Origin of the sequence: Okeania sp. SIO2F4, assembly GCF_010672385.1 — a bacterium.
Taxonomy (GTDB): Bacteria; Cyanobacteriota; Cyanobacteriia; order Cyanobacteriales; family Microcoleaceae; genus Trichodesmium.
On sequence record NZ_JAAHGT010000189.1, the window covers coordinates 1 to 12,405 of the forward strand.

Annotated in this window: 8 protein-coding genes and 1 pseudogene; 6 read left to right on the top strand and 3 right to left on the bottom strand. The window is 35.6% G+C overall.

The window, feature by feature from the left end; translation table 11 throughout:
• The first annotated feature begins 897 nt into the window (after nt 1–897).
• The 3 genes from F6K22_RS14235 to F6K22_RS14245 all read left to right on the top strand — a co-directional run bounded on the left by F6K22_RS14235 (nt 898) and on the right by F6K22_RS14245 (nt 3,819).
• Nucleotides 898–1,242, top strand: coding sequence for a hypothetical protein (locus F6K22_RS14235; protein ID WP_293098668.1), 345 nt, complete (start codon nt 898–900; stop codon nt 1,240–1,242).
• A gap of 594 nt (nt 1,243–1,836) precedes the next feature.
• Nucleotides 1,837–2,565, top strand: coding sequence for a YdcF family protein (locus F6K22_RS14240; protein ID WP_483244135.1), 729 nt, complete (start codon nt 1,837–1,839; stop codon nt 2,563–2,565).
• Nucleotides 2,566–3,585: 1,020 nt separating this feature from the next.
• The gene (locus F6K22_RS14245; RefSeq protein ID WP_293098674.1) at nt 3,586–3,819 is read left to right on the top strand and encodes a hypothetical protein; all 234 of its coding nucleotides are present in this window, start codon (nt 3,586–3,588) and stop codon (nt 3,817–3,819) included.
• 609 nt (nt 3,820–4,428) lie between these two features.
• On the opposite strand, the gene F6K22_RS14250 is transcribed toward F6K22_RS14245, so the two are convergent.
• The 3 genes from F6K22_RS14250 to F6K22_RS14260 all read right to left on the bottom strand — a co-directional run bounded on the left by F6K22_RS14250 (nt 4,429) and on the right by F6K22_RS14260 (nt 8,361).
• Nucleotides 4,429–4,653, bottom strand: a complete 225-nt coding sequence (locus tag F6K22_RS14250; protein WP_293098677.1) for a ferredoxin-thioredoxin reductase variable chain — start codon at nt 4,651–4,653, stop codon at nt 4,429–4,431.
• A 271-nt stretch (nt 4,654–4,924) separates the two neighbouring features.
• Nucleotides 4,925–6,193 carry an RNA-guided endonuclease InsQ/TnpB family protein gene (locus F6K22_RS14255; protein WP_293098687.1) on the bottom strand — a complete coding sequence of 423 codons (1,269 nt, stop codon included), beginning with the start codon at nt 6,191–6,193 and terminating at the stop codon, nt 4,925–4,927.
• Nucleotides 6,194–6,399: 206 nt separating this feature from the next.
• Complete coding sequence (locus F6K22_RS14260; RefSeq protein WP_293098680.1) at nt 6,400–8,361, bottom strand: PP2C family protein-serine/threonine phosphatase; 1,962 nt, start codon at nt 8,359–8,361, stop codon at nt 6,400–6,402.
• Nucleotides 8,362–8,946: 585 nt separating this feature from the next.
• On the opposite strand from F6K22_RS14260, the gene F6K22_RS14265 reads away from it, so the two are divergent.
• The 3 genes and pseudogenes from F6K22_RS14265 (at nt 8,947) to F6K22_RS14275 (ending at nt 11,895) form a co-directional block, all read left to right on the top strand.
• A complete protein-coding gene (locus F6K22_RS14265) occupies nt 8,947–9,411 on the top strand; it encodes an NfeD family protein (RefSeq protein ID WP_293098683.1) in 465 nt (154 codons plus the stop codon).
• 56 nt (nt 9,412–9,467) lie between these two features.
• Nucleotides 9,468–9,894, top strand: a pseudogene (locus F6K22_RS14270) (paraslipin); the annotation flags it as partial.
• 1,035 nt (nt 9,895–10,929) lie between these two features.
• On the top strand, nt 10,930–11,895 hold the full coding sequence (locus F6K22_RS14275; protein WP_293098685.1) for an SPFH domain-containing protein: 966 nt from the start codon (nt 10,930–10,932) through the stop codon (nt 11,893–11,895).
• Nucleotides 11,896–12,405 lie beyond the last annotated feature (510 nt).

The following is a 12,405-nucleotide window of genomic DNA, read 5'->3' on the forward strand; positions in this document are numbered from 1 at the left end:
ACGTTTAGTTCTATCTACCCTCGGCTCTTCTAGTTCACTAAAATACTCATAAATACTCTTTTTTGGCTGGAGTTTCCGTAGTGAAAAATTTCTATTATTACTAGGATAATTATCCAATACGGAAACTATAATATTTAGTTTAAGAGTGTTTTTTTTTATTATTAATTATCAAATTTATTTGATAGTTTTGACCGTTGAAAGTTTAGGTGTTTTTTGATGGTGATTTGAGCAGCGATAGACTTCGAGTCCCCTTTCCTACGGAATGCGATCGCATTTGCGATCGCATATTCTATTTTCCAATTCTAATTTTGGTCATTTGTCAAAAAAATTAGATGCGTTTTTCTTGAGTAGATGGAAGCTATGTTGAAGATAAAAACAATATTATCTCAGTTTTTTTGGAGTTATGCGATCGCGACTGCTGGATTATTGATATCAACATTAGAAGGCTTTTATTAGCAGGACATTGAGGTATTGTATTGGTCGTACCTCAATATCCCTAGCCTCTAAAGTTGTACTAACCAACTAAAGATGATGTCAACTAATTTTTTGCTGTATCAAAGAACACATTTTAGTAAAAATAACTGCAAAAGCCAATCTGATAGTCCTGGCTGTTACAGTTATAGTGAGTGGAGCTTAAAAGTTCCATGCCAGATAAGGCAATATTGTGACTATACTCAGAGCACTATTACTAGGAATTTCCTTAGATTTTCAGTTACGATAATCGCTAGAATTAATCTACCTAAGCCTGCGTAACTTATTAGTAGGGTAGGCTTCGTATTTCTTTCTTCAGACTGGTATAATAGAAAGCTATATTAATGCCGATCTATAAATTGAATGAAAACTAGAATTTTTAGTTAAATTTGAAAAAATTGTTGTTTCTAATAACTATGAAAAAGCATGGATAAACCATCAATATCAACAGGCTTAATTGCCGGACTAGCAGCTACTCTATTTTTCAGTATTAGTTTTAGCTTACTAGAATATACAATCAAATCAAGTATTATATTTGGTGTAATTGGAGGAATTTCTGCTGGATTATTAGGTTTTTGGTCGAAAATAGAATCAAGACCAGAAATTCCAGAAAAACCAGATGCTGAACCTGTAGATTCTCCCACACCATCAAAACCAACTACACCAATTAAAAGATGGCCTAAAACACCTAGAGAACGTAGTGGTGTTTCTGTATTAAGTTGGTTTTTCAGGCAAAGTCAAATATCCTCAAAATCTCGAAAGAAATACTAATAGTCTCTTAAGTTTGATACTATTGATAGATTTTTATAACTTTGATTTTGAGATAATGCTGTTTAAGATTGGTTATCTATCAAAACTATTTTTACCATTAAATTAAGGTTGAAATAAAAAAATTCCTTTGAGTTAATTCTCTTCTAAAAAATAGGTAATATCGTGTTCGGTTAAATATAGCGTTTCTGAATGGGATGTGAAAATTGAGTTCTATTAAAATAAAAAGGGAATAGGGAATTGCCACTGTTACAATAGTAAAAAAGGGAAAAAAACATTAAATACTGAAAAAGACAAGGGAATTTATACCCGGTCGGCACTCTTTTTTTATTATAAAAAACCATTATCTAGATTTACATCTCAAATAAAAACACTATAGTTATAATTACAGCTAGTAGTAGGGCTGAAGCCCTAAGATAGAAATTGCTCAAGCCCTACTACAAACAAAAATTACCTATTATCTGCACATCATAATAATTATTAATTTCAACTCCTCCTTAAGTGAGGTCTTATTTAATTTCCGAACTACCAATGTTTTTGTTTCTCTCTAAATTACTCCCTTTATTTATCTATCCATTAGGACTATCTTGTTTCCTAATGCTGATAGCTTTTGTGTTGTTATGGTGGTATCCAAAATGGTCAGCATTAGTAATTTTTTTGGCATTTATAGTAACACTTACTTTTAGTAATTCTTGGGTTTCTCAAGGACTTATTAAATCTTTAGAATGGCAAAATTTACCGCCAAAAGAGTTACCTTCGGCAGAAGCAATAGTAGTTTTAGGTGGTGGGATTAAACCAGCTAATTCCCCCCGCCCCTGGGTAGATTTTAGTGAAGCAGGAGATAGAATTTTACATGGAGTAAGATTATATAAACAAGGTAAAGCACCTTTTATGATATTAAGTGGAGGTAGAATTGATTGGAAAGATGGAGGAAATCCTGAATCTGGAGATATGGCAGAAATTGCAGAGTCTATGGGAGTACCAAAAACAGCAATTTTACAAGATACTGACTCTCTGAATACTTATCAAAATGCTGTTAATGTTAAACAAATTTTAGAAACAAAAGAAATAAAAGGTTCTGTATTGTTAGTAACTTCAGCACTACATACTCCACGTTCTATTTTAATATTCAAAAAGCAGAAAATACCAGTAATTCCAGCACCAACAGATTTTTTAGTTACTGAAAGAGACTTACAGGAAAAAATAGATAGTTGGCAAGGTATTCTGTTAAATATTATTCCTGATGCTGCAAATTTACAAAATTCTACTAAAGCATTGAAAGAATATATAGGTATGATAGTTTATCGTCTGCGCGGTTGGTTATAAAAATAATTATTTGATTTGTGATCGTGTTTGAATTTTTTTCTAGTGGTAGACAAGTTATAATTTTTGCTACTTACCTTCTCATAATTAAAGGTATAGCGCTATGTGCAATTCAGATCAAATCCGGTTGAATACTTATTATATGGTTGCGGGAGATTCGGAGATGAGGAGATGAGGAGATTCGGAGATGGGGAGGTGGGGGGATTGAAGGCTTGAAGTAATTATAGAATTATCAATATATATTATATAACCAGATTCTATATAAATATTGAAAAAAAAGAGGAAAATGATCGAGAAAGCTGTCTAAAATGAATTGGAGCAGCTATTTTTAAACATCTCCAATAGAGATGTAACTTTTTGTAGTATTCTTTTTTCAAAATGGTATAAGCAATATAAAAAAAGACGTTGCTGATTTTGGCTATGATTTTTCTTTAATGGCGATCGCCTAATATCATAGCTTGATTCAGCAACGCTTTTTCACATAAGACCAATTTAAAAAAAGAATGTTACGAATAATAAGTTTGATTAAAACACTTGACAGGAGATATACTTTTGACAAAAAAAATGGTATTGAAGCGATTCCCATGCGACTCCTGACTCCTAATAAATAGCCTAGTCATTTGTAGCAAAGATTTATCACCCTTGGTATAACTTGTTGAGTTCAACTCTTTTTTATTTAGCATAAGCTACGCGATGTGCAACTTTCTACGGAATAATCAGCGTTTCTGGGTCAAGAGCGGAAAGTCTGGTTCTCACAACTCCCTAAATTTCGTCGGTTGGAAAAAGTTGCACACGGCGTATAAGCTATAGTTGTAAAATTTCGGAATAATCATCATTTTCCGTGCCTTTTTTCTGAAAATATCTTACCTTTTCCCTATTCACAGTTAAGTATTCCCTACTATTACAAAAAGTATATATCTTTTTCACGCCTATGTCTAATAGAAGAGAAACTTCACATCAATATTCTCTTGCTATAATCAAAACATTTGTATACCTCAATAACAATAATAGGACTTACTTTAGATGCAGCCAGAATTAAGAGAGATTTTTCCAGAACCAAACACATCTGCTACAGAAATTTGTCAAGTTTATCAAACTACCCAGGAATTTTATCAAGAGGTAAAATATAGAGAAGACTTTAACAATTATTGTCAGTGGTATTATGCTATAGCTGAACAACACCAAAAAGAACTACAAAAAATGCGAAGTGACATCAATATTTTCGGTTTTTTATTACAACTAATTTACCCTAAATAACCAGAAATAAACCTAGTTTAGCACTGCAAAATTATTTGTCAAAAATCCATGAAATTAGCGGTACTTTGACATTTTTGACAGCGAAAATGACTTTAAAGTCAATAGGGGTACAGGAAATACATTAATAAACCTAAAAATAGCTCAAATCTAGAAATGCATAAAATTCCAGGTATATGAGGTACAAAGATTAAGAATAAAACTTTTGTGAACTTAAGTAGAGTAGAGTAGAGTAGGCATCTTGCCTGGCACGGGTGTGCCTTACTTAAATGAAATCCCCTGTATCAAGAAACAGCTTTATTTGATATCAAGCTATTACTATATAAGCTTTTAATGCTATTTTTTTTAAGTATTTTTTACTAAACTCCCGTTAGATAAAAAGTCTTAAACTAAATAGGTAGACAAAATAAATTGTATATATACCTTTCTCTGCAATATTTGCTTTATGCTTCCATACATTCAAAAATCTACTGGTTATTTTGCCCAGGTACTTATTACTTTGGTTTCCTAATTTCAATAAATTTTCTATATAATTCAAATTCGGACTGCTATATCAAATAGGGAATTTAATGGGGACACTGCCCCATAAACCCCATTGGTATTCACCTTAATTTATGAGATTATTTCCAATTCCTCTTCCTTAAGATGAACTTTAAGTTTTTTTGTAAATTGGACAAGAATGGGTAAATTAGCACTAACTGGTCTGCCTTTCCATTCATTAACAATACTAATCACTTCTCCTTCCTGCTCTTTAAGATCAAATGGTTGTCCTCTATGTTCAGGATGAATATAAACAACAACAGAACTATTAACGCGAACACGATCGCCTACCTTCATATAATAAAACCTTGTATTATTCTCTACCTACAAATTTTCATGCAACTCCAAGAAGAAATTACATGCTTATTTAACAATTTCTTTATTTTTGCATAAAACCCACCCCAAATTCACATCTATTAAACTTTCAAAAATTTTTTCATCAAAGATTGAGATTCAGGGGATAATATTATTATTTTCCATACATCCATGTCAAAAGACCTACAAAAATTAATATCTCAACTGTGAGGAAGTACGCAAGATTGACATACTCCCGACGCTGAATTAAAAATTACAGCGCGGGATTCTTAACAAAGTTAATTCTTGATTCAACGAGACAACTTATTGAATCAGATTTCTCTTCATCAACAGCGGTCGAACTCTTCTCAAGCGTTCCTGGTTTCCCAGAGGTTCCTGAATGCCCTTCAGTACCTCGAACCCACTCAACTCCTAGAATATTCATCCCTTTCTTTAAAATGTTTAATGCCGCATTTGTATCACGACAGATTTCTGTCTTACATTCTGGGCATTGATGAGTTCTAGTACTGAGTGATTTTTTGACTCGATGACCACAGTTTGAACAGTCTTGGGATGTATAGTGAGGTGCTACAGAAATTACCGTCTTATCCCAAACCTTTCCGTAATAGTCTAGCCATTGAGTGAATTGATACCACGAAGCATCAGAAATAGACTTTGCCAGATGATGATTCTTGACCATGTTTTGTATCTTCAGGTCTTCATATACCACGACATCGTTAGATGACACTACGCATCGAGCTAACTTAACTGCCCAATCTTTACGTTGGCGTTGAATCTTCAAATGACTTTTTCCTAATCTAATTCTAGCTTTGTGGTAGTTGTTTGATTGAGGTTTCCCTTTAACAAACTTTCTAGATAATCGTCGTTGTAGCTTTTTAATTCGCTTCTGGGTTCGTCTTAGATACTTAGGATAAATGGCCGTATTATCGTTTTGGTCTTTATAGAAATACTTCAATCCCAAATCAATGCCTATCACATTCCCTGTATAGTTTCCAGCTTCTTGACGATTAGCATCGAAACAGAATTGAGCATAATAACCATCAGCACGTTTAACAACTCTCACCCGATTAATTTTAAGTCTGAATAAATCCTCTCGGGTTTCATGATTACAGAATAGAGAAAACTGACCAGCTTTAAACCCATCTGTGAAATTGATGGTTAAACAGTCCTCTGAAAGCTTCCATCCTGATGTTTTATACTCAACTGAGCGAGAATTCTTTTTGAATTGGGGATAGCCTTTCTTTTTCGCGCCCTCACGACAACGACGATAGAAGTTAGAGATAGAATTCCAAGCCCTTTCTGCCGATGCCTGACGCGCCATAGAGTTTAACTTTTTGGCAAAAGGAAACTCGTGAGCTAGTTCTTTGCATAGCAGAGATAGACGAGCCTTGTTTACATCAGGCTCGTCCCGCCATAATCTAACCGCTCTATTTCTAATGAATTGAGCGGTTCTTATGGCTTCATCTAAGGCTTGATATTGCACCTTAGACCCGTTTAATAGCTTGGCTTCTCTTACTATCATCACTCAATTTTACAACAGAAAAACGCTGATCAACATAAATCCTGCATTCTTTTTTGTTGGTCGCAATTCATCCCAACACCAAACTAGCGTTATGGTGTGGGCCTTATTGCTCCATTTAGGTAAAGAGTCAAAAGTAATGAGGAATATAGCCGATTAGTAAATACACAAATCATTTTCTCTACCTACTTATCAGCCCAGAATAAAGATTAAGAATTAGGAGAAACTGGAGGTTCCGAAGGCGAGGGTATCATAGGACTCTGCCAAGGTGCAGGAGAATCATCAGGAGTTGACTGAAAATTTTCCCAATTCCGCCACACCGCTACAATTGCTCCTACCAACAATATTAATAACAAACCAACCATAAACATCCAGGGTTTTAATTTTGGAGAATCTACAACAGTTTCCAACTTAGGCTCAGGTTCAGGGTTGTCTCTAGGCTCAGGTTCAGGTTCCGATACTTCTTCATCATTACTATAAAGAAGTTCTTTAGAAGCCTCAGACAATTCTGGCATTAAAGCTTCCCTAACTGGAGGTAGTGGTGTAGGAATATTCGATAAAATTAACTGTTCTGGAGAAAGACGATAGTGGACAAGCACTACCGAAGTATTATCGTGACCATTTTTCTCATTCGCCAAATCAATTAGAGACTCAACTGCCTGCTTCAGAGAAATTTCACCCCGGAAAACCTTGGGAGTATATTCAGCCCAAGAATTCTCAACCCAATTATTATCACTTAGACCATCCGAACATAAAAGTAATAAACCCTCTTCTTCAATCAAAAATCTTTGAATAGTGGGACGAATAAACTCCCCATCCCTCGTACCCAGAGCCTGAGTCAGAGCACCCGCATCACGACGTTGTAATGTCTGCCAATACAGACAATGACCCAGACGCACCTCCCTAGAAGCAACATTATCATCCACAGTCAACAACTTACAGGTATTTCTACTTAACCAATAGGCACGACTATCCCCCACATTAGCTATATACAACTCATGGGCATTATTTGGATTTGATTCTGGGGAAGGTTTCACCTGTTGAGGTAACTGTACTGCCATAACTAATGTTGTACCCATGCGCTGTCGAGACTCTCTTCCTTGTTCATCATTCTCAGTGGCAATCATATTATTGACTACCCGAATAATTTCCTCCAGTTGTTTATTTACCAAATCTGGGGATGTTAACTCCTGTTGTTGCTCTACCTCTGTCAATAGGTTTTGAACCAATCTTTTAATGGACTGTACTGCTAGTTGACTAGCTACCTCTCCCCCATCATGGCCACCCACTCCATCACAAATCATTGCTAAATGGGGTACTAGCTGGTTACTTACTAAATCTTGTTCTGTAGGATAACAACAATCTTCATTATGCAGACGGACAGGTCCAGTATCTGTAGCCCCCATTATTTGGAAACTTAATGGTAATTGGGCTGCCTGCTCTAATAGTAGTTGGTTTAATTTCGGAGCGATCGCCTCTAAAGATTCCCCAATATCACCAATCATCTGACAAATCTCTGTCAATGGTTCTTGAATATGAGGATGAGCAGTAGGAATCAAATTTGACCAAAAAATCTTAAAATCCCTGAGTTTAGTATTATGGGTTTGTAGGTCTAATTCTAAAAGTCGTAACCGCCAATCTTCTACCCGTAAATTATTTGTAAATAAACTAAAAGCTACACGCTGTTCTGATAGAGGTTTCCATAACTGCATCATTTGCCACAACCAGTAGACCTGACGTACAGGAGCTGCTGTGGGCCAAGCTTCCACAAGAGTAGGAAGCAACTTACCTTCAGAGTCTAGAGGAACGTTATCTAGCAACAGAATATCTGTAGGATAAGTTTCTTCTCCATATTGATAAAAACCATATACTTCTGGGGTATGGAGCCTCTGGGGATATAAGTGTAGATAAGGCATAATATCATCTGGCAACTCCTCATACATAAACGGAAGTTCACCAGGCTTAGTATCCAGCCAAACTTGTGGAGCTACAACATAGTAACGATCGCCCAATAATTCCCCTACAGAAATCTCAACCCCTGGAGCAACCGCCCATAAATAGCGATAGATTAACTTAGTTTGGCAAGCTTCACACTCTTGGCGACCCCAGGAGTTAGACGGATTGGAACAATTAATATTTGGACAATAAATTATTGGGGTAGAAGTAATCATAAAATTAAGTCAAAAGTTAAAAGTTAAAAGTCAAAAGTTAAAAGTCAGACAATTTACTTTTTATGAAGTAAAAAGTTCTGCTATTTGAAAATTAATCTGAGAATTTTTGTAAGGAATTGTTTTCTTAGCTGTTGATAAATAAATTAGGAGGTTTTTAGAATACTTTCTCAGCGTCAAAACGCAAAGATATGTTGAGATAGAAGCTATCTTGATAAATTTCGCAATAAACTAATCATATACCTGATTATTTGTCAAGGTATGATTCTAGGTAATGATGTCACCAAATTACAGTAATTTTACGGAAAAATCACTAATAAATTTAACTAGCTATCAGCTTTTAGTATTCAGCTAGCCTCTTGGGTAGTAACTACGTTTTTCATTTTGTGTAGCGAAACAGCTTTTAGCAGCTCTGGGTTAAAATCCCCAGCAAATATGCCGGATGATTTGAAATCCCCTTCTAAACCTAAAAAAAAATGTTTCGGCGCTTCGCCGACATGAAACGCGGAGCGGAACGGAGTTCCATCCTACTAATTGCTGAGTGCTGAGTGCTGACCCCTTCTTTAACCTCACTACTTCTATTTATCCATGCTATTAAATCCAACGATATTTTGGTTACTAGCTGGGGCAATTCTTTGTTTTTTAGAACTCCTTGTACCCACGGCCTTTGTTGAATTTATGATGGGACTAAGTGCCTTTGTTGTGGCAGGAGTGTCCCTCTTAATTCCTAGTTTGAGTCTACAGGTAGCCTTGTGGATGATTTTTTCTGTAGCTTCTATTGTTGCTTTCCGTCGTCTGTTGCCCCACCGTACAGTAGTTAGTATTGCTGATGCCAAGGAAGCAGAAACTTTAACAGAAATATTACCAGGTCAGCCTGGTAGGGTGCTTTATGAAGGTAATTCTTGGCGAGCTAAATGTGACGATCAAGATAGTATGATCGCTGCTCAAGAAAAAGTTATTGTCGTTAGACGAGAAGGTAATACTTTGTTTGTCTTACCAGAAAATTTATTACATTCTTCTGTTTATCTCCCCAACCAAAATCAATTGAAATAACAACTTATTAGATAATTAGGAGATGAAAAATGGAATAATTTTTTGGGCTATTATTTCTGGCTTTAGGTGGTTATATTTTAGCTGGAAGTGTTTGGTTTATTCCTCAAGAAAATCAACCTTTGCTTGAAACCTCAAGTAGATATAAAGGTAGAAAATTAGATGCAGGTTTGAAATTCATTATCCCATTTGTAGATATAATTGCTTCTCGGGAAACTATATCGGGAAAAAGTATTGGATATTCCAGCTAAACTATCTATTACTAGAGACAATCTGGCAATTACTATAGATGCTGTAGTTTATTGGCAGATTATCGATATAGAAAAAGCTTACTACAAAGTCGATAATATTCAATCTGCAATAGTTAATCTAGTTTTAACTCAAATTCTGGCAGAAATGGGTAAACTATAATTAGACCAAACTTTTACAGCTCGTACAGAAATTAATGAGGTATTGCTCAGAGAATTAGACATTGCTACTGATCCTTGAGGAGTAAAAGTATCTAGAGTTTAATTACCGAATTATTAATTATTAATTGTTAATTAAATAATTGTGGTTTAAAGCTTCCCCTTGGATAGGGGAAAAAAGCGGTCGGAAAGCGCAGCATTCCGTCAGGATGGGATGGCGAGGTCTCCTCGCTTGCCTCCAATCGACCAACACAGCGGTCGGAAAGCGAAGCATTCCGTAGGATGGGATGGCGAGGTCTCCCGCTCTTGACAGAGCCGCTGCCTCTTGCAGAGGAGCTGCGAAGTACGCTTTTCATGTCGGCTCAAGCGCCGAAACGCCATATCCAATCGACCAAGAGAAGAAATGATATTTCCTAATCTTCAATTGGTGTAACGGTTTTAACCTTCTTGTAATTATCAATTATCCATTATCAATTATCAATTAATGAAGAGATATTAGCCCATTAAAAGCAAGACAACGTTCTCTAGCAATCAATAATTCAGATGTCAGAAAAACTTCACCCTATAAAGGGTTTTTCAACTACAGTGAGTCTCATAAATCATTGCTAATTTCTGTATATAGCAATCCTATTTTATTCGTGTCAAAAATCGCTTTTTAGGGAACAGGCAACAGGCAACATGCAACAGGTGGGAGTTTCAGTTTTTTTTATTTACTTTTTGATTTGTTACGACCTATTTAGTAGGATGACTATAGAATTAAATGTGTAGAATTAAAAATGACCAAAAAATAAGGTCTCAAGCCTCCCCTTTTGCCACTTTTAAGGGGATGAAAAGAATAAACTTTAGCATTTCAAGCCTTTTCTTTCAGCGGTCGGTACTGTTAACGAAGTTCCGACCTAGGAGGCTAACTAATAACTGTTAACGCAGTTCCTAATCCGGAGGCTAACTAATAACTGAAATGACTGTGGAAGGGAAAAAACAGGCAGCAATTTTAACTTCAGAAGGGCAAAGAGATTCTGCTATAAAATTCATTAAATTCTTCAGTTAAACCCTCCCCATAAAAATCAATTGAAATCACAACTAATAACTAATTTAGATAATTAGGAGATGAAAAATGGAACAGTTTTTTTTACTCGTATTTTTAGCTTTAGGTGGTTCAAGTCTAGCCGGAAGTGTCAAAGTTATTAATCAAGGAAATGAAGCTTTAGTTGAAACTTTAGGCAGATATAATGGCAGAAAATTAGATGCCGGTTTGAAATTTATTATCCCATTTTTGGATAGAATTTCTTATCAAGAAACTATTCGGGAAAAAGTATTAGATATTCCACCTCAACCATGTATTACTAGAGATAACGTAGCAATTAGTGTAGATGCTGTGGTTTATTGGCGAATTATGGATATGGAGAAAGCTTACTACAAAGTAGAAAATCTCCAATCTGCAATGGTTAATCTAGTTCTAACTCAAATTCGGGCAGAAATGGGTAAATTAGAATTAGACCAAACTTTTACAGCTCGCACAGAAATTAATGAGGTATTACTCAGAGAATTAGACATTGCTACTGACCCTTGGGGAGTAAAAGTAACCAGAGTCGAATTACGAGATATTAGCCCTTCCAAAGCAGTACAAGATTCTATGGAATTACAGATGACTGCGGAACGACAAAAACGGGCAGCAATTTTAACTTCGGAAGGGGAAAGAGATTCTGCAATTAACTCTGCTAGGGGTAAAGCAGAATCACAAGTTCTTGATGCTCAAGCACGTCAAAAAGCAACAGTTTTAGAAGCAGAAGCACAACAAAAGGCAATTGTCCTAAAGGCTCAAGCTGAACGTCAATCTCAAGTATTGAAAGCCCAAGCAACTGCTGAAGCATTAGAAATTATTACTAAAACTCTCCATGAAGACCCCAATGCAAAAGAAGCACTCCAATTTTTATTAGCTCAAAATTATCTAGATATGGGTCAAAAAATTGGTAGTAGTGAAAGTAGTAAGGTTATGTTTATGGACCCCCGGAATATTCCAGCAACTTTAGAAGGTATGCGTTCTATTGTGGCAGATGGCAAAAATTCAGTTGGCACTTAGGCAAGTTTTGAGGTAGCATAAAAGTTTAAGCTAAAAATTGAGAATTCCCTCAAATACTAGATGTAGTGAGAAAGAACTATAGCGCTACACTACATCTAGACTTAAGAGGGCAAAAGGGGTAATTCCAGGAATTGTGGCAGATAACAAAAATTCAGTTAGTAGTTAGGGAAGTTTTGAGGTATGATAAAAGTTTAACTAAAAACTGAGAATTTCCTCTAAAGACTAGATTTAGTGAGAAACAACTATAGCGCTACAGTACATCTAGAGTCAATCGGCAAAATCAGCCTAATTCCAGGAATTGTGACAGATGATAAAAATTCAGTTAGTAGTTAGGAAAATTTTGAGGTAAGAGCAAAGTCTAACTAAAAATTGAGAATTTCCTCTAAAGACTAGATTTAGTGAGAAAGAACTATAGCGCTACAGTACATCTAGAGTCAATCGGCAAAATCAGCCTAATTCCAGGAATTGTGACAGATGATAAAAATTCATTTGGCAGTTAGGAAAATTTTG